The following is a 19,049-nucleotide window of genomic DNA, read 5'->3' as shown; positions in this document are numbered from 1 at the left end:
TGCCCTATGCCCTATGCCCTATGCCCTATGCCCTATGCCCTATGCCCTATGCCGGAAGCGTACCTGATATGAGAGCTTGAAAGGCTATAATTTCACATTGTCTCTACCAATATCGGCTGCGGACTTCCCGGATAGATGACAAATTTTGACTCTTCAGTCTTCGAGTAAAAGTAATATTTTTTTACCAAATACTTGACAAACTCTGATTCTTGTTTCGCACCGCAGGAACCTTTCAGCCGAACTGTTTTACTGTCATTTTTGACTAAATTAGCCCGATAGGTGTACGTCCCATCGACTTTTTCAAAAGTTAATTCAGCAACAAAACCATCATTTTCTGGATATTTTTCAACAATGCGCCCCGCAACTTTGTAGTTGAACCAATCCCAACCGTAGCGCATGATAAATTCTCGTTCCAAAACCTGAATTGCGTTTGGCAAAATTCCCCAACCCCGATAAACTTTATTCAAACATTCAATATCGCCAGTGCGCGTCAGAATAGATTTGAACGAAGTGCGATCGAGATTTCCGTAATATCTACCGTCAGGCAAATCAATCGCAGTCGGTGCCATGCGGTGTCCGCCAAAGTGACTGGATTTCCAAACACGAACATCACTCAATTCTAACTCGGAAACCACAGCTTTTGCTTGGGCATAAAAAGGATTGCCGTATCTGGCGCAACATCTATCGTGACTCCCGTGAGTGCAAACCAAAATATCTCTAATTGGGTTATTTTCAACTTTGCAATCCGGGACTTCTCCAGCTAAATAGCTTTTGACTATTTCCGCCACTTCTTCAATATTATTCGCATTAAATTCGTGCTTTTCGTAACCACCAAAAATATCTTGACTTTTGTTTTCGTAAATCAAAATTTTGCGACGGTCTGCACATTTAGTTGATTCACTATTTATCAACAAAAATCTGATTTTTTGCTTTGAATGTTCTACTTCCTCCACCAAATCCCTGAGATTCTGGGGAACTTGTGGGGAATTAAAAGCTTCTGAGTCCCAAGGCAAACAGCATTCAATTAATACATAGGTTTGGTAATTAGTACCGCTACCAATAATATCCTCTTGAACGCATTTAGAAGCATCAGCGCACAAAAAACTATTCGTCATGTTATACCTCATTGTGTGTCATAAATTACTATGTTACAAACCAATTTATCGCAGCTATTACTGTTATGTAGCTTTAACTAACAAAAATAATTCCTTCAACAACTAGCCTCGACAAAAGCGGCATTACATCTATTTCCCAATCACAATCCGGCAACCAATCCATCACATCCTCTCCTGTAAAAACTTCTGTACTGAATAGATTGTCTGTAAATTTATCCGTTACTCCTTTCAGAGATACTTCTTTGCCTCCAACAACGATTTTGTATCCGCACCCGTCAGGCAATTCGTGAATTCTCACCCGCTGAAATTTGGGAATTCTATATTTAGTTTGAATGCCGTAGGGAAAAATGTTGAACCCTGCTTGATAAGGGAGAGAATATTTCGCCACAGGTTTGGCTAAACTATCGAGGTAGCTGCTGTACTCTTCTCCCAGATTTTTACTGTTTGTGTAGCCGTGAAATTCAGCAATTAAATTATTTACACTTGTATCGATTGAATCTTGATTTATTCGCAGCGGTAAACTTTGCCGCCACTCTGATTGTTCTCGCAATTCGCCCACCAACCATTCTAAAAAATCAATTCCTGTTTTGCAGTGAATTCCTAATGTTAAATGCAGCGACGGTTCGTCGGAAGCAATTGCATAATGCCAATGTCCGCGCGGTATGTAAAGCACGTCGCCAGGGTGCAATGTGCAGGTTAAATAGGGTGGGGTTTCTGGCGGCGGAAAAGTGGAGGATTTTTGGTCTGTAAGCGGGTATTTAATTGTGTCGGCAAAGACGTACCACTGTTTGATTCCGTCTGTCTGCAAGATAAAAACTTCGTGGGTGTCGTAATGGGAGGAAAAACCCTGTTTTTCCGGCCAAGAACAGTAGGCATTTACTTGGTTTCCATAACCCAAGTCTGCTTTAAATTCTGCTGCAAATTCAGCTATTTCTGGTATGAGTTTGTGGACTTGATTGATAATTAACGTTGCTCCAGATTGGCACAATTTGATGAGATTTTCATTTTCGCTTTCGTCGAGAACTTTTCCTTCTACTGCTAAGCGAATGTCGGGATATTTTAATTGGTAAAAGTTGAGCAGGTGGTTGAGTTTTTCCCAGGAAAATAGGTGTGCAAAGTCTTTTTTTCCTTCACTTTTAATCGCAACTGCTTTGTTTGTCCAGTTGTTATTTAAAAAATCTTCCAGATTGTATGGTTTGAGGAGATTGGCGAGCGATCGCATAAATTTTAAAAATAAACGATAAAAATTATCAATAAGATTTTAGCAATTTAATAATTGAGGACAACACTTTGCGCTTGTCCTCAATTACTCCAGACTTCCCGACATCAAAAAATAAAATCTATTACTTCTTGTTTGGGGAGGCGAAGTCTAACGGAAAAACCTGCAATTACTCGTTGGTAACATCGCTACCATCGGCATCAACATTGAGGGTAGAAGAGATGTTTTTAGCTGTGGCGTGCTTGGCAATTTCCTTGACTTCTACTTGGATTTTGCTAGCGCGGGACAGTTTGAGAGCCGATGCGTTGATTTGCTTTGACATAATGGCCTCTAATTGTTGTAGTACACCAATTTAGCTGAAATTTTCCCTGACTGTGACGTTAGGGCTTGAATTCTCAACTTTGACTAAAAGTGTAACATGAAGTTAATAACCTGTGCAAATAGTTAAGAATTTTGTTCAATAAACAGGCCGACAGGATAATTCGCAGCAGTTGCCAACCTTGGTGAGAATTAAGCGTGAATCCGCTCTGCCGCTAGATTTTGGAGGTTGAGCGGGTGTGGCGATCGCCCGATCGCCCTTTTAACTACAGGACTAGGCGGGCGATCGCCTGTTGATAAACTTTCCTGCAATATAGCAGTTCTTTGATTCTCGGCATCTACCTTAAGGTAGAGTATTGTTTGTGAGAGTTAGGATGAAAACGAGCTACTATCTAAATGAAGGGCGATCGAGAAAAACCCATTCCCAATCCCCAACAACCTTTATTCGCGATCCAGAAGTCACGAATACACACATACCTGTTTCTTCCCTCTTCCCTCTTCCTTTTTCCCTCTTCCTTCTTCCCTCTTCCTTCTTCCTTCGTAATCATCAATGAATCAATATTTTGCTACAGTTGCGCGCGGTTTAGAAACAATTGCCGCCCAAGAATTAGAAAGCTTAGGCGCGCAGGATGTCAAGCCAGATTTTACAGGAGTTTACTTTGCGGGCGATCGCGCTTTATTGTACCGCGTCAATCTTTGGTCAAGAACAATTTTTCGAGTGTTAATGCCGATCGCCGAATTTCAGTGTTATAACTCAGATATGCTCTACGGCGCAGTCCAGAGAATTCCTTGGGACGAATATCTAAATCCTGATAATACCTTAGCAGTCAACTGTACAGGTGGGAACGACAAGTTAAATCATACTCACTTTACAGCTTTGCAGGTCAAAAATGCGATCGCCGACCAACAGCGCCACCAATTTAACAAGCGTTCGAGTGTTGATGTCGAGAATCCCGATTTGCTGATTAATATTCACATTCATCGCGATCGCGCTATTTTGAGTTTAGACAGTTCCGGCGGCAGTTTGCACCGGCGGGGATACCGACCGGCAATGGGGCTGGCTCCGCTCAAAGAAACCCTCGCTGCGGCCCTTTTAGAAATGGCAGAATGGACGCCAGATTTACCATTTTTAGACCCGATGTGCGGTTCGGGAACTTTGCCTTTGGAAGCGAGTTTAAAAGCCTTAAATATTGCACCGGGATTGTTTCGAGAAAAGTTTGGATTTATGACGTGGCGGGATTTTGACGAGCCTTTGTGGGATAAATTGTGGGCCGAAGCGGAAAACAGCGAATTGCCAGAGCTTCCAGAAATGATTGCCGGGTGCGATCGCGATTCTGATATGTTAGATCAAGCTCGCACTAACGCGCAGCAAGCAGGTATTGCCGGTAAAATCAAGTTTGCTCGTACCGAGTTATCCGAGTTAGAACCACCATCAGACAGCGGCATTCTGATATGCAATCCTCCCTACGGAGAGCGACTGGGAGATGCTAGCGAATTAGGGGAACTTTATAAAATGTTAGGCGATATTTTCAAGCAGCGTTTTAAAGGTTGGAATGCGTTTATTTTGACAGGAAATAAGGAGTTGGGGAAACAAGTTGGACTCAGGACATCAAAGCGGATTCCAGTTTTCAATGGCTCAATTCCCTGTACTTTGCTCAAGTATGAACTGTATTGAATATTTCTGGTAAATATCAACTATATCTGATAAGGGCGCGTATTGATTGGAAAAGGTTAGGCAAAATGAAAATCTTTGAAGTAGACAGACACAAGCTCATATTGGGAGATGCGTTAGAAGTCCTTTCTAGTGAAATTAAAGACAACTCTATTGATTTGATTTTTGCCGATCCTCCCTATAATATAGGCAAAAACTTCAATGGTTTTATAGATAAGTGGGAATTGGAAAGCGATTATTTACAATGGAGTTATACTTGGTTGAATTTATGTATTGATAAGCTAAAGCAAAACGGCAGCTTGTATTTGATGGCATCCACTCAATGTATGCCTTACTTTGATTTGTATTTACGCGATCGTTTAACAGTTCTTTCTCGCATAGTGTGGTATTATGACAGTTCTGGTGTCCAAGCAAAAAAATATTATGGTTCTCTGTACGAACCTATTTTATATTGTGTCAAAGACAAACGAAATTATACATTTAATTCCTCAGATATTCTGGTAGAAGCAAAAACTGGATCTGTCAGAAAATTAATTGATTACCGCAAGTCTACACCATCAGTATATAATTCTGAAAAAGTTCCAGGTAATGTATGGGAGTTTCCGAGAGTCAGATATCGTATGCCCCAATATGAAGATCATCCTACCCAGAAACCAACATCTTTGTTAGAAAGAATTATTAAAGCAAGTAGTAATGAGGGAGACGTTGTACTAGATATATTTTCTGGAACTTTTACTACATCATTTGTTGCCAAACAGCTTAATAGAAAGTCAGTCGGAATAGAATTACAAGAAAAATATGTAGAAATAGGATTAAATAGATTACAGATTACTTCTGATGACAATCAGCAGGCTCAAAGCTCCGAAGTCAATTCACTTGCAAGTTCACCAAAACAACTAACACTTAATTTACAATTTTGATAAAATGGAACACGAATTTACAAAAACAATTAAAAAAGTTTTACAAGAAAACTTTGGTGCGTCGGGCGAGCAAATATTTGCTGGAAGCGAGCTAATTCAATATTTGAATATCAAAACTAAATCTGCAAATAAAGGCTCAAAATCAAGAGGGAGTTTTGCCAATTTATACGGTATATATGTTTTAGTTGAAGACTATTTTTCAAGAGATTTTCATCAAAGCGAGATGTATTCAGATTATGAAGGTGCAGTTTATACAAATATTTTTAAGAGACAGCGCGAATTACCGTTTGGACAAAAGCTTCAGAACCATGCTTTGAACCACAGACTTAATGAAGAATTTAAAAGATATTTTCCTACTTGTGACTTCATCCCAATTCTGAGAAATCCAAAAACTAACAGGTATTGGTTTAACGAGAATTTATTAAAAGTTAAAATTCAGGAAAACGTACATAATATAGCCGAAACAGTAATTCAAATTATTGACGCCTACGTTGAAGCTAAGAGAGATAGCTTTGAAAAATTTCTTCAACTTTGTAAAGATGCTCAAGCATTGACAGAGGGTCAAGTAATAGAATTTATTAAACAAATACTCGCACCAACGGTAGATGCTAGAATCTTCGAGATCGTCAGCTACAGTATATTAAAATACTACTATAGTGACCGATCGATTTATTGGGGTTATGAGGTTGATCAGCTCCAGCAAGAAAATTTAAAACTGTTTAAAACAGGCCGGACAAATGCAAATGATGGTGGCATTGATTTTGTAATGAAGCCTTTGGGACGGTTTTTTCAGGTGACAGAAACTGTAGATATGAATAAATATTTCCTAGACATTGATAAAATTGAAAAGTATCCGATAACATTTGTAGTTAAATCTTCAGATTCTGATATTGAAATTAAATCTAAAATTGAGGCGCAAGCTCGAAAACAGTATTCAATAAATGCAATAGTTTCACGTTACATGGAATGTATAGAAGAAATAATTAATGTTGCTATTATTATCGAAAGATTTGAAGAGGCTGTTGCCAAAGGATATTTAAATAATATGTTGAACGAAATTATTAAGCAGAGCAGATTGGAATTTAATTATGAGGATGAGGAAGAAAATTTAGAGATTGAACAGTTAGACATTTCCCTTGAAGATGAATGATTCAATTTAACCGAGTTAAGTTTATAATAAGAACTTTAATCCTTACTACAAACGCAACTCAATTACTGAGAATCAATGCTCGATTAATGAAATAATATTGTCGGTTTGGCGGATACTATTCACTTCCCCTCTCCTTGATTAAATGTTTCACCTAGCCATCAACTTTGGCTGGAATGACTCCGCACCATTTTCCCACCAAAAAACTGATTCTTTCTGGCGTGGAGAAAGAGTTTTTGAAAGCACGAGTAACTCATCTGGTGAAAAAGGAGCTTTCCAATGATCAGAAAACACTTTAATCGGTTGTCTGGAGTGATAATTAAAAAATATTGCGTCGCGGTGTGACTTGATAGGCATCTTACCGCGATGAAAAACATGGTGAGAGTCGAAAAAAACAACAGTACCTGCTAGCCCTGTACATGAAACCCAATTTGATTGGTCTAAATGTTGCGCTACTTCTGCATCAGAAAATAAAAGTTTTCGTTTGAGAGGGCTTAACTGAGAATTGAAATGCTTTGGAATATATTCAAACGGGCCATTTTCAGGATTCACATCATTCAAGTAAACAGCTATTTTGAGAAGTCTATGATCTTCAGGGTCTTTATGCCACAATCTTGTATGTACCTGCTGTTCGTTCGCAAAATCTTTCTGAAAAAACAAACCCCGGTAAGCAACGGGAACCCCAAGATAATTTTCAGCAATGTCAAACAACCGCTCTTGAAGACCCCATAAAAAGATTTCTGAATTCTTGATAATTTCTGCTGAATTAACATGATAAACGTATTGATCTTCAAAAGCCGGAGATTTTGGATTATTAGGTAATATCGCCTTCACTGCATCCAAAAGTTGTTCATTCATTGGCAATGACAAAGCTTGTAGAGAAGTAATAAAAGCCCCTTCCTTCCTAAGAGCCTCGACAATGGACTGATTCGTCGGATTCAGTGCAGGTAATTTTTTGATGTGTTGCAAAAGTCTCCACTTATAAGATAAGCTAGATTGAAGCAGAGAAGCTTCTCTTTTTATTTTCCTCAAACCTCTATTGAGCATACTAATTTCACTTTTTTAATTGCCGATCTGAACTATATTTATTTTATATCATTACTGATCTCAGGAGCAATATATCGATCGCAAAAATTTACAAAAAAAGTCATGCAAGCAAATAAGGTCGATCGCCAATTGATAGCAGAATCCTCTTGAATCCCAAAGTATAACTTATTAGATATATATATTTAGTATTTAATTTGTTGTAATAAGGACTTTAGTCCTTATTACAAACGAAAGTAATTAATGAGGATTAATGCTCGATTTTGAGCGAAATAATCTTATCGCCTTGGCGGATTGCATTCACGACAGACATATCATCTGTTTGGCCAAAAGTTGTGTGAACTCCATCTAAATGCGACTGGGGAGAATGGCAAATAAAGAATTGGCTGCCGCCCGTATCTTTACCTGCATGAGCCATCGATAAAGTTCCTGCAATATGTTTTTTGGAGTTGATTTCACACTTGATTTTGTAGCCGGGGCCGCCGGTTCCAGTACCTTTTGGACAGCCACCTTGAACCATAAAGTTAGGAATGACTCGGTGAAACGCTAATCCGTCGTAAAAACCTTTTTCTGCCAAGTCAACAAAATTATTAACTGTGTTAGGCGCATCTGCATCAAACAATTCCAAATTGATTGTGCCTTTGTTCGTTTCCATAATCGCGCGGGTCATGATTTTTTCCTTACTTTCTAGAATGAGTGTGTTGTCTGCATATGAATTGCGGACTTCGCTTTTATAGCGACAGGTTTCAAGCTGTCGTTATCTTTTGGCTTTCAGCAGTGTAGCATACTCCGCAAACTCTCATAAAACTTATGTACGCTTTCTGAGCAAACCCGGTTTCTGGCGGGATTTATCGTTAGCAAAGCCAATATTTTCGGAGAAACCGGGTTTCTTGGCGTCAGTCCGATTTTAATTGTTAGTCACTGTTTTGCGAGCGGGCTCTTCCTGCATATCATTCATATTAAAAATGAAAGGAACCCGACTTGAACCTGCGCCCATAACCAGCACTTTTGGCATCTGAGCGCCGCCGCTTCTCCAAGCTTCAATCGCCTCTTTTTGCAGCACCAAATCGCCGCCCTGAGCTTTCAAAGTTTCCGCCAAAAGTCTTTGAGCTTCTGCCCTACCTTGAGCGCGGTTAATGTCAGCTTGAGCCTGTTGTTCTGCTTCCTGAGCAACATAAACAGCCCTTTGCGCCCGCTGTTCAGCAACCTGTTTCTCTTCAACTGCTTTGGCAAAATCTGTCGAGAATCGAATGTTGACAACGCTGGTATCAAGCACGATTACATCATATTTTGACAGCCGTTCCTTCAGTGCAGCATCAAAGTCTTTTTTCAGTTCGCTTCTTTGAGTGATAGATTGTTCAGCCGTTCTCAGTGCAGCCGCTGTTTTAAACGCTTCTTGCGTCTGAGGAGCAATAATCTTTGAGACTATATTCTCCAAGGTTCCTTGAGTCCTTCTGACATCAACAATTCTCGTAGGATCGAGGCGAAAGTTGATCGCAAAACTAGCATTTAAATCCTGAAGGTCTTTAGTAGCACTTTGGGCGGGAACTTCAAACTTTTGCACTGTTACATCGTATATATCTACCTTGGATATCAACGGGGGTCTGAGGTGAAATCCCTCTAACAATGCTCCATCTGTGGCTTTCCCCAAAACGCTGACCACCCCTGCTTCACCCGGATTGATGACAACAAAAGAGTTAAAGCCGAGGAGTATCGCGACTACTAATAGAATCCCAGCGATTGCTGATGATATGCTCTGGAAATTTTGAGATTTCAAAATATATGCTCCTTTGTGATAATTCAATTATAATGGTTAAATGGATTGGATAGCCTCTAAAATATAAAATATAAAATATAAAATATAAAATGGATGGGTAAGCTGATGGTGGAAATTGTGAAATATCCTAGAACTTATCACATCGAAGGTTCGCGTTTCCAGCCGGGTGATGAAGACCTCGACAGCGTGCCGTTTAGCGCTATTGCCGATCGCCCTTTAATCATCGAAGAAAAGGTAGACGGCGCAAATACAGGCATCAGCTTCGCCCCAGACGGACAAATGCTGCTGCAAAGTCGTGGCCACTATCTCACCGGCGGGCCCAGAGAAAAACATTTTAATTTGTTCAAACAGTGGGCTTTCAGTCTCAGCGGAGTGCTGGGAGAAGTGCTGGGAAATCGCTATATTCTGTACGGCGAATGGCTTTATGCCAAACACACGGTTTTTTATGATTTTTTGCCGCATTATTTTATGGAATACGATGTGCTGGACTTAGAAAATCGTCAATTTTTGAGTACAGAAGCCCGCTGCAAGTTGTTAAGCGGACTGCCGTTAATGTCAGTTCCAGTGCTGTTTTCGGGAGTGCTAAAATCGCCCAAGCAAATGATGCAGTTTATGGAAAAATCTAATTTTATTGAACCCGGACATTTGAATCGGTTACGCTTGCAATGCCGGGAATTAGGATTAGATGAAGAGCGGTGTTTGAAGGAGACCGATCAGAGCGATTTTATGGAGGGCTTGTATATTAAAATCGAAGAAAATGGAATTGTCAAGGCGCGTTATAAGTACGTGCGCGCTAGCTTTTTGACTGCTATTAAAAATGCCGAAGGACATTGGCTGAATCGTCCCATTGTACCTAATATTTTGTGTCCCGGCGCAGATTTATTTAATTTTAGTTGAAGACTCCTAATAGTCCGTTGAGAGTCGGCGGTTGAAACCGCGACTATACAAACAATATCCGCCTCCGCGGACTAAGAAATTACGTATCCGCTCAATAAGTTGCGGTAAATCTTAATTTTTCGACAGTGTATAACTTATTTGATTCTACAAATATCTTAATTCAGCCACAAAAATCACGCATTTACTGCTTGACCGCTAAATTTTGATTTAAATAATGTATGATCGATCATGAAATCAAGGATGTCACAGTCTTTTTGAGACAGTCACAATTTACCGTGGGTTTATATGGCAATCCTCATTGATTTTCTGCTTCGGGAAATCTTGAAATTCTTTCTAGACATGGAGTATAGCAAGACAAGCGGTGGTTATCTATTGAGGCTCAGCTCGGATTGCTATACGACACTTAATAAAGTAATCAAGTGCCGATAATTCAGAGCAGTTATATTTGGGGAAATTTCTTCAATAATCCCAGGACACACCGAAAGAACAAAGCGAAGATTGTTCACGAATGATCGTCCCTAGCTCTGGAATATTTCCCAGGTGAGAAATACTAAAGTGCATATATTCAAAAAAGCTAATTCCTAATTTACGAGTAGTCGCAACCAGAGACATGAAAATGTCCATCGCCTTAGTTCCTTCACAAGTTTGGGTTGCATAACTAATATTTCGTCGCTGCACGATTGTTCTGGCTGCTAATTCTGCCGGGTTATTATGTAATGGTAATTCCGGATGCTCCAAAACTAAAAGCAACTCAGATATTTTACAAGAAGTTAATTTTTTTCGTTTATCTAATTGTTCATAACCAGTTTGACTGCCGAAAATTTCCCAAAATCTGGATTTAAGCCTGAGCTTCTCCAGCTCAGATGGAGAGTTTCTGTAAGCGAGTAATTCTCGGTAGTAATCCCAAAAATCATCAAGAAACTTGTCTAAACTTTTTTGATAACAAGTCACAAATGGACTTAATTTTTTATAATGTCTTGCCTCATGCACCCAACATAAAGATAAATCATCTGTGAGTAATTTAAACTGGGGTGCATCATCAGTGACCAGAGTTTTTATTACCGGAATCTGGGATTGCTGATGATAAAAGGCAATCGCTGCTGCCTCAAAAATTCTGGTACGATGTTGAGAGCCTAAACAGCTTAGATGCTGATTCAGCAAGGAGTTAAACTCATCACCCTTCAACGGAATTTCTTGAGGTAACCTTTTAATTTGATGGCTCCACCGAGCGGGGACATTGAACTTATCTAAGAGTTCGTAGGTAAGTGGAGAGACAATAAACTTAAGTTCTTGGTTGTTCTGTAATACTCCAAGTACGCTTAATCTGTCTTTTCTTAAAGTTGTAGAATAAACTGTATATAATGGATTGCAAATTATATTTGTAGTGTGATTTACTCCCCCAACACGCGCACTTGTTTGGTCTAAGTGTTGCCAAGGGCTACTTTCTAATCCGGATACATACACTTCGTTAAATTCTGATTCAAAATTTGATGATTTTTTCACCAGTAGATTTGATAAATAACCGGCTGACATGGAAATGCCAATATTGCTTAAAAAATCTAACAGCTTTCCTTGAGTCATGTTGCCTCCGTAGTACAGGCTCATAACTAACGCTTTTACTCCAGGCCCAAACTCCCCATCATACCCGGATGGTAACGGTGAAACGTATGTTTTCTTTTCTGAAGGTGAGTAATACTTCTGTTTCCGGAATAACACGTTATCTGTTTTCAGCAAAATGTCTTGAACTATTACCTCCTCATAACCTTTAAATTCTGCATCGAATGGTAGTTCTGCTTGGGGATACTCGATGATTTTTTCTCTGTCAACTTTGAGCTGAGCATTTTTACTGCTTTTAATATGTTTTTTTGGTATTTTTCGCTCTTTCTCGGATGAGTAGTTTTCTTGGGCTTTTTTGGGTCTATTGGCTTTAACCTCTGGTTTGCCGTGTTCTCCTTTTAAACGATTGTTTTCGTCTTTTAATCTTTGATTTTCTGACCGTAATTCTTTGGTTTCTGCTTGTAATTGTTCTATGAGGTTCAGCAATATGGACACAGTACGACGCAATGATTCGTCTGCAATTTCAGATGGCTCAATGCTTTGCAGTAAGGTTTCTACTAATTTGTCACCAGATGTTTTTTGCGTCATGTTTTGTATTTTACCATGCTGTGGCTAGATTGTGAACCTTCTTTTTTGCTGTTACCCCGATTTATTGAGCGGATACGAAATTACAATATTAACAAACAGGTAAAACCATGACTACTTTATTATCACAATCCCAAACTTGGACTTTTCCCTTTTGTCCTGAACCGCCCGATTGGTTCCTAGATTGGGGAAGCATTCAAAATCATTTTGACTGGATTCAAAACTTAGAAGGATGTCAGCAAGACCCGATTTATCACGCTGAAGGAGATGTCTTAATTCACACCAAAATGGTCTGCGAAGCCTTAATCTCTTCCCTGAATTGGCGGCAGCTTGGTGTCCAAGAACGTTCAATGCTGTTTGCTGCGGCTTTGCTGCACGATGTCGCAAAACCGGCTTTTACCAAGATAGAAGAAAATGGGAGAATTAGCTCAAAAGGTCACGCCCGTCAAGGTGCGAGGATGGTCAGACAAATTTTATCTCAATTCGACCCGCCGGTGCAGTTTAGCATTCGGGAGACTGTTTGCGCGATCGTCCAATTCGGCAGTTTACCCATCTGGCTACTCGACAAACCCAACCCACAGCAGTCTGTAATTAAAGCCAGTCAAGTTGTTCGCTGCGATTTCCTCGCACTTTTAGCCGAAGCCGACGTGCGCGGCCGCGAGTGTAGCGACAGACAAGAAATCCTGGATAAAATAGAACTATTTCGGGAGTTTTGTCAAGAAAATAATTGCTTGAATTCTCCCCGACAATTCCCCTCAGCACACAGCCGATTTATCTACTTCCGCAAAGATAACGGCAATCCCGATGCTGAAATGTTTGATGATACCAAATGCGAAGTTGTTTTGATGTCGGGATTGCCCGGAAGTGGCAAAGATTATTGGATCAAAGAAAACCTGCCAAGTTTGCCCGTAATTTCCTTGGATGCGCTGAGGTTGGAGATGAATATATCCCCAGAAAAAAACCAGAGTGCTATTCTAGACAAAGCAAAACAAAGAGCTAAGGAATATTTGCGATCGAGAACTTCTTTTGTGTGGAATGCCACCAATACAAGCAAACAAATGCGGCAGCAGTTAATTGATTTATTTGCTGCTTACAACGCGCGAATTCGGATTGTTTATCTCGAAGTTCCCTTGGAGGAAGTATTGCGCCGCAACAGTTCCCGCAACGCACCTGTACCAGAAGCCGTGATTCGCAAATTAGCCGAGCGTCTGGATATTCCAGACATCACAGAAGCGCATCAAGTCGATCGAATAGTTAACAATTAATCGCCATTTTTATTCTTACCGCAAATATAATCGTTAGTCTTTCAGTTTGGTTTGAGCATTCAGAATTTAGTCCTAAATTACTTAATTAGTCAATTAGGGACTGAAGTCCCTACTACGAACCTGTGGTTTTTAGTAAGGACTTTAGTCCTCTCTTAGGTTTGAGCGTTCGGACTTGAGTCCTGAATTACTTAATGAGTCAATCAAGGACTGAAGTCCCTACTACAAACCTTTAGTTTTATAATTTTCGTCAATCCAGCAGCGCGGCAGAACTTCGCCGGACGGAAAAACCAATTTATCCTTATCAAAATTTGCCGGGTCTTGCTCTTCTTCACCAGCTTGAATTCTGCCCGATACATGATTTTTGGCAGGGCTGATTAAAGTCTCGATATCGATAATTTCTACCAAGTCGCCGGATTCTTTTTCTTGTAAAAGCATTGTTTTTTATTGAATAATGAATGCCAATTCAACTTTTATTTTAAATCGATTGAATCTTAGATGTCTCTATCTTAGGTATTATTTATAAATCTATCTTTAGGCTGTTTTATCCATAGCAAACAAAATTCTTATTTAGAGAAGCAGAAAACACAGAGCTTTACACTTATTTTCTGCAAATTGCCGATCGCAAGTTAAGAGAACAATGGTCAGATTCAATAACGAAACTACCATTAATTCTCACGAAATGTCGTTAATTAGCTCACATTAGATAATTTATTACCTAAAATTTTTCAAGAAAAAGGGGGTTGAGCGATGATTAAGTAGGTGTCTGACTTTCGGATCGCTCAATACTCGCCCTAAAAATTGAGCATCACGCACCCTGCTTCAGGAAGATTAATTGTCAAATACTGTATCATTAGCTATACCTCAAAGCCGAGCTTGCGGTAAAATTGTTAAAGATAAAAATTTATCGATCGCCTTTTATGCCTTACACTGCATCTACCCCAACAGACCCCAGTCAAGCCAACATCCCCAATGCCGACCACCGCCTACTAGAATTCACCAAGCTGACTCCGATGATGCAGCGGTATGTGGAAGTGAAAGAACAGTATCCCCACGCACTTTTATTGTTTAGAGTCGGAGATTTCTTCGAGTGTTTTTTTCAAGATGCCGTGACAATTTCGCGGGAATTAGAACTGGTTTGTACTAGCAAAGAAAGTGGCAAAGAAATCGGTCGAGTGCCGATGACAGGAGTGCCACACCACGCCCTCGATCGCTACAGTTCTCAGTTAGTAGAAAAAGGCTATGCTGTGGTAATTTGCGACCAAGTTGAAGATGCCTCGATCGCCGCCCGCGAAGGCCGCCAAGTCAAGCGCGAAATCACCCGCATTCTCACTCCCGGAACCTTGACAGACGACGGAATGCTCAAACCCCGGCAAAATAACTTTTTAGCAGCAGTCGTCATCGCTGGAGTCCATTGGGGATTGGCTTATACTGATATTTCTACGGGAGAATTCGTCACTACTCAAGCGGACAGTTTAGAACAATTAACTCTAGAATTGCTGCGATTGCAGCCTTCGGAAGTCTTGGTACCAACTAATGCGCCGGATTTGGTGACGATGTTGAGGCCAGGAGAGAAATCCGAGCATTTACCCGATTGTTTGCCGACTTCGTTTTGCTATTCTTTGCGATCGCAAATCCCGTTTAGTTTGTCCGAAGCCAAACAGAGAATCCTGCAAAAGTTCAAAGTGCGATCGCTCGAAGGCATGGGATGCGGACATCTTTCCCTCGCAGTGCGCGCTGCGGGCGGTTTGCTGCAATATCTCGAAGAAACCCAAAAGGAAAAAGCAGTTGCTCTGCAAAGATTGCACACTTACACACTCACCGACTTTCTCACACTCGACTACCAAACCAGGCGCAATCTCGAAATTACTCAAACCGTCAGAGATGGGGTGTTTCACGGTTCGCTGCTGTGGGCGATCGACAAAACCAGCACCGCAATGGGAGGCCGGGCTTTGCGCCGCTGGGCGATGCAGCCTTTGCTCAACATTAAAGGCATTTGCGCCCGCCACGATACGATTCAAGAATTAGTAGAAAACAATCCGCTGCGCCAAGATTTGCAGCAGTTACTCCGCCAAATTTACGACATCGAAAGACTGACTGGCCGTGCCGGTTCTGGAACAGCTAGCGCGCGGGATTTGGTCGCTTTAGCAGATTCTCTCTCGAAATTGCCGGAATTAGCCTCGATCGCAACTCAAGGGCGATCGCCCTATTTGAAAGCGCTGCAAATTGTCCCGCCACTTCTCGAAGAATTAGCAACTCAAATTCACACTCATTTAGTTGACGAACCGCCGATTCATTTAAAAGAAGGAGGTTTGATTCGATCGGGAATCAATGTAATGCTTGATGAAATGCGCCAAACTGCATCAGGAGACCAAGAATGGATTGCCAATTTAGAAGCTAACGAACGCAAGCGCACCGGAATTTCTAATTTAAAAGTAGGCTACAATAAAGCTTTCGGCTATTACATCAGTATTACAAAATCTAAAATTGACCAAGTACCGAACGACTACACCCGCAAGCAAACTCTCACCAATGAAGAACGCTACAGCACTGAAGAATTAAAAGAAAGGGAAGTGCGAATTCTGACAGCGCGGGAAGATTTAAATCAGTTGGAATACGATATTTTTGCGAAATTGCGATCGGAGGTAGGAGAGCACGCGGAAATTATTCGCAACGTTTCGCGCGCGGTGGCGGCGGCCGATGTTTTGTGTGGTTTGGCGGAAGTAGCGGTTTATCAAGATTACTGTCGCCCGACTATGGTTGAAAGTCGGGAAATTAAAATTATTGAAGGTTGTCATCCGGTGGTAGCAAAGTCTTTACCACCGGGATTTTTTGTGCCGAATTCGGCTTTTTTGGGTCGGGAAGCAGCGCTAAATCGCCCGGATTTAATTATTTTAACTGGCCCGAATGCTAGCGGGAAAAGTTGTTATTTGCGGCAGGTGGGTTTGATTCAGTTAATGGCGCAAATGGGCAGTTTTGTGCCTGCGAAAGCTGCGACTTTGGGAATTTGCGATCGCATTTTTACCCGTGTCGGCGCCGTGGATGATTTGGCAACAGGTCAATCTACGTTTATGGTGGAAATGAACGAAACTGCCAATATTCTCAATCACGCCACGCCGCAATCATTGGTGTTGTTGGATGAAATTGGCAGGGGAACGGCGACGTTTGACGGGCTTTCGATTGCTTGGTCTGTAGCAGAATATTTAGCCAGCGAGATTCGGGCGCGGACGATTTTTGCGACTCACTATCACGAATTGAACGAGTTAGCTTCGATTTTGGATAATGTGGCAAATTATCAGGTAACTGTGAAGGAATTGCCGGATCAAATCGTATTTTTGCACGAAGTTCACCCCGGCGGTGCTGATAAGTCCTACGGAATTGAAGCGGGGAGGTTGGCTGGTTTACCGCCGTCGGTGATTGACAGGGCGAGACAGGTGATGAAGCAGATTGAGAAACATAGCAAAATTGCGATCGGGCTGCGGAAAGGTGTTAAGAAAGATGGCAAAAAAGAGTCTGAGGGCGAACAGTTAGATATCTTTGACGATTAAAGTTTTAATAGCATTTGTCTAGGTGCGTCGCCGTCAGATTATTGAGTGAATTTAGGGATTGTTTATGGCGACGCACCCTACAAAACTTAATTCATCAGCCATTCCAATCTCAAATCTCAAATGGTATCACTTGCCATTCTGCAACTTTTTTACCTCTTTGTGCACGCTCATCCCAATCTCCAAAGCCTCATTTAGTAACCGCCCGTATTCAGATGCCCGATCGCTGACATCCAATGCCATCAAAGCCGCCAAATTACTTTCAATATTAGCAAATAACTCGTAACGGCGACCGATAAATTGCTGATTTTCCCGCAGAATCCTCTCTGTTTTTAAAGCACCAACCAAACTTTCTCTAGTGATTTGCAAGGCCTCAATTGCATCTTGTCGATTAATTAAATTGGCTTGTAAATTGCCCGCAGCCGTTAGGCGATCGATAATATCTAAAGCCTGAATCACCTCATGATACTTCTCAACTTCATCCAGCAGACTCGCCAACGTTTCTAAAGGCTTTGCTTTCACCCATTGATAGACATTCCAAGCAACAGTAATCGCCAGCGACAAACCCAAAGTTATTTGTAAAACCCGAACCAATATCTCAGCATCGCTAACTGAACTAACTTCATGTTTGTTGACCAGCAAAGCCACAGGGAGCGACACAACAAGGGTCACACAAAATATCAGCAACTCATGCAACAAAAAAGCAAACAGCTTTTTGCCGTCCCGGAGTGTAGCAGGTCGATAAAAATTCCCTGAAAACCCGTCGCTCACAGCTATTCCGCTCAAATCTTCCAACTCCTTTTCAGGAATTCTTAACCCATCCAAATCCGCTTGTATCACTCTTCCAAATCTCCTTAAATTGGCATGAATTAAAATCCTGCCAGAGACCTAATAGAATCCCACAGACTCATATAAAAATTGCTGTCTCGACTTCGGAACAGTTGAAAAGCTTGTCCGGGCGCGCCAAAAAACGGTCTCAGAGTCCATCCCAACTGGCTGCCCACAAACGCATAAAGTCCCAACCAGAACCGCAAAATATTTAGCCTGATGTCTTTGCCTTCGGCATCTTGTTCGGACAGAAAGTGCATTCCTTGATAAATGAAATTTACCCCCAAAAATCCAGTGATTGCCATAATAGCAACATTGAGCAGCAGATAAAAATTGTAATTGGTACTGCTGATGAGAAAAAACAGGCTGACAGGTGCAAATCCAAACAGCAAAACGCTAATCATCGCCATCGATGTCATCAACAATGTCAAATACTGTTCAAAAGTGCGTTTTGAACCAAACATGACATTAAAAAAGTACAGTGTGGGAAAGCAGATAATCAGCGTCAGTAAGTAAAGTGCTGGCAATTTAATTGCGGAAACCAGACATTGCATCCACGTACTAGATGCACCTAATATTGCTCCGTAAATGCCAAAAAATATGGTACTGGAAATTAACAAACCGAAAATTTTAGATTTGAGCTTAACACCGTCGCGAATTTCTTCGAGAAACTGTTGCCGTTCCCGCAGCAAATACATGACTACTGAAAAATATTTCACGGGTTCTCCTTGTGACTGATGCGATTCTGAATCAGTCATAACTCAAGCTGAGGGCGATCGCCAATCTTGCCAAATCAGGGCACTCTATGTTAACCAATTATTGTTGCACCCAGCTCACCACAAGCTGAGATGTAGAAGTGATTGTAGAGATACTTGCAAAGCTAAACGGCTCAAACTCAATACAGGTATGCTTTGTATTCAATTTGTATTCATTTGTCTCCAAATTGTATTCAAAAAGGGCGATCGGGTAGTGATTTGATACTCACTTGATACTCAATTTGACTATTTCGTAGTCATTTGATAGTCAATTTGGTCATTTCGTAGTCATTTTGTATTCAACCTGACCCCCTACAGCCCCGTATTTTCGCCAATAAAAAGCCTCAAACCGTTGATTTATCCTAGGTTTGAGGTAATTTAATTAAAGAGCGGGCAGCGGGAATCGAA

At 41.0% G+C, this 19,049-nt stretch carries 17 protein-coding genes; 6 read left to right on the top strand and 11 right to left on the bottom strand.

The window, feature by feature from the left end:
• Positions 1–92 precede the first annotated feature (92 nt).
• The 4 genes from QUB66_RS07920 to QUB66_RS07905 form a co-directional block, all read right to left on the bottom strand.
• A complete protein-coding gene (locus QUB66_RS07920) occupies positions 93–1,115 on the bottom strand; it encodes a sucrase ferredoxin (RefSeq protein ID WP_332967267.1) in 1,023 nt (340 codons plus the stop codon).
• Positions 1,116–1,188: 73 nt separating this feature from the next.
• On the bottom strand, positions 1,189–2,337 hold the full coding sequence (locus QUB66_RS07915; protein ID WP_332967268.1) for a cupin domain-containing protein: 1,149 nt from the start codon (positions 2,335–2,337) through the stop codon (positions 1,189–1,191).
• Positions 2,338–2,503: 166 nt separating this feature from the next.
• Positions 2,504–2,656: a hypothetical protein gene (locus QUB66_RS07910; RefSeq protein WP_265235010.1), complete on the bottom strand. Its 153-nt coding sequence runs from the start codon at positions 2,654–2,656 to the stop codon at positions 2,504–2,506.
• A 388-nt stretch (positions 2,657–3,044) separates the two neighbouring features.
• Entirely contained in the window at positions 3,045–3,203 is a 159-nt protein-coding gene (locus QUB66_RS07905; protein WP_265235009.1) for a hypothetical protein, read from the bottom strand.
• On the opposite strand from QUB66_RS07905, the gene QUB66_RS07900 reads away from it, so the two are divergent.
• The 3 genes from QUB66_RS07900 to QUB66_RS07890 all read left to right on the top strand — a co-directional run bounded on the left by QUB66_RS07900 (position 3,203) and on the right by QUB66_RS07890 (position 6,394).
• Positions 3,203–4,327: a THUMP domain-containing class I SAM-dependent RNA methyltransferase gene (locus QUB66_RS07900; RefSeq protein WP_332967270.1), complete on the top strand. Its 1,125-nt coding sequence runs from the start codon at positions 3,203–3,205 to the stop codon at positions 4,325–4,327. The two genes, QUB66_RS07905 and QUB66_RS07900, sit on opposite strands and share 1 nt — an antisense overlap.
• A 65-nt stretch (positions 4,328–4,392) precedes the next feature.
• Positions 4,393–5,244, top strand: coding sequence for an adenine-specific DNA-methyltransferase (yhdJ, locus tag QUB66_RS07895; RefSeq protein WP_332967272.1), 852 nt, complete (start codon positions 4,393–4,395; stop codon positions 5,242–5,244).
• A 4-nt stretch (positions 5,245–5,248) separates the two neighbouring features.
• Positions 5,249–6,394 (top strand): restriction endonuclease, encoded by a 1,146-nt coding sequence (locus QUB66_RS07890; RefSeq protein ID WP_265235006.1) that lies wholly within the window; start codon positions 5,249–5,251, stop codon positions 6,392–6,394.
• A 147-nt stretch (positions 6,395–6,541) separates the two neighbouring features.
• On the opposite strand, the gene QUB66_RS07885 is transcribed toward QUB66_RS07890, so the two are convergent.
• The 3 genes from QUB66_RS07885 to QUB66_RS07875 all read right to left on the bottom strand — a co-directional run bounded on the left by QUB66_RS07885 (position 6,542) and on the right by QUB66_RS07875 (position 9,212).
• A complete protein-coding gene (locus tag QUB66_RS07885) occupies positions 6,542–7,438 on the bottom strand; it encodes a phytanoyl-CoA dioxygenase family protein (RefSeq protein ID WP_265235005.1) in 897 nt (298 codons plus the stop codon).
• Between the two features lie 247 nt (positions 7,439–7,685).
• Positions 7,686–8,105, bottom strand: coding sequence for a peptidylprolyl isomerase (locus tag QUB66_RS07880; protein ID WP_265235004.1), 420 nt, complete (start codon positions 8,103–8,105; stop codon positions 7,686–7,688).
• Positions 8,106–8,342: 237 nt separating this feature from the next.
• A complete protein-coding gene (locus QUB66_RS07875) occupies positions 8,343–9,212 on the bottom strand; it encodes a prohibitin family protein (protein ID WP_265235003.1) in 870 nt (289 codons plus the stop codon).
• A gap of 93 nt (positions 9,213–9,305) precedes the next feature.
• Between QUB66_RS07875 and QUB66_RS07870 the strand changes: the two genes are divergently transcribed.
• Complete coding sequence (locus QUB66_RS07870) at positions 9,306–10,109, top strand: RNA ligase family protein (protein ID WP_332971221.1); 804 nt, start codon at positions 9,306–9,308, stop codon at positions 10,107–10,109.
• Between the two features lie 459 nt (positions 10,110–10,568).
• Here the strand turns inward: QUB66_RS07870 and QUB66_RS07865 are convergent, their stop codons facing one another.
• Positions 10,569–12,254 (bottom strand): hypothetical protein, encoded by a 1,686-nt coding sequence (locus QUB66_RS07865; RefSeq protein ID WP_332967275.1) that lies wholly within the window; start codon positions 12,252–12,254, stop codon positions 10,569–10,571.
• Positions 12,255–12,361: 107 nt separating this feature from the next.
• Here QUB66_RS07865 and QUB66_RS07860 point away from each other — a divergent pair, with 107 nt between their 5' ends.
• Complete coding sequence (locus QUB66_RS07860; RefSeq protein WP_332967277.1) at positions 12,362–13,516, top strand: AAA family ATPase; 1,155 nt, start codon at positions 12,362–12,364, stop codon at positions 13,514–13,516.
• A gap of 219 nt (positions 13,517–13,735) precedes the next feature.
• On the opposite strand, the gene QUB66_RS07855 is transcribed toward QUB66_RS07860, so the two are convergent.
• Entirely contained in the window at positions 13,736–13,951 is a 216-nt protein-coding gene (locus tag QUB66_RS07855; RefSeq protein WP_265235000.1) for an acetyltransferase, read from the bottom strand.
• Between the two features lie 482 nt (positions 13,952–14,433).
• Here QUB66_RS07855 and mutS point away from each other — a divergent pair, with 482 nt between their 5' ends.
• Positions 14,434–17,061, top strand: a complete 2,628-nt coding sequence (mutS, locus tag QUB66_RS07850) for a DNA mismatch repair protein MutS (RefSeq protein WP_332967282.1) — start codon at positions 14,434–14,436, stop codon at positions 17,059–17,061.
• 126 nt (positions 17,062–17,187) lie between these two features.
• Here the strand turns inward: mutS and QUB66_RS07845 are convergent, their stop codons facing one another.
• Positions 17,188–17,898, bottom strand: coding sequence for a hypothetical protein (locus QUB66_RS07845; RefSeq protein WP_332967279.1), 711 nt, complete (start codon positions 17,896–17,898; stop codon positions 17,188–17,190).
• A 29-nt stretch (positions 17,899–17,927) separates the two neighbouring features.
• Positions 17,928–18,644 carry an actin-binding WH2 domain-containing protein gene (locus QUB66_RS07840; RefSeq protein WP_265234998.1) on the bottom strand — a complete coding sequence of 239 codons (717 nt, stop codon included), beginning with the start codon at positions 18,642–18,644 and terminating at the stop codon, positions 17,928–17,930.
• Positions 18,645–19,049: the final 405 nt, after the last annotated feature.

Source organism: Microcoleus sp. A2-C3 (assembly GCF_036706065.1).
GTDB lineage: Bacteria > Cyanobacteriota > Cyanobacteriia > Cyanobacteriales > Microcoleaceae > Microcoleus.
Note: the sequence above shows the minus strand (reverse complement) of the source record. Positions and strands in the feature narration are given on the sequence as shown.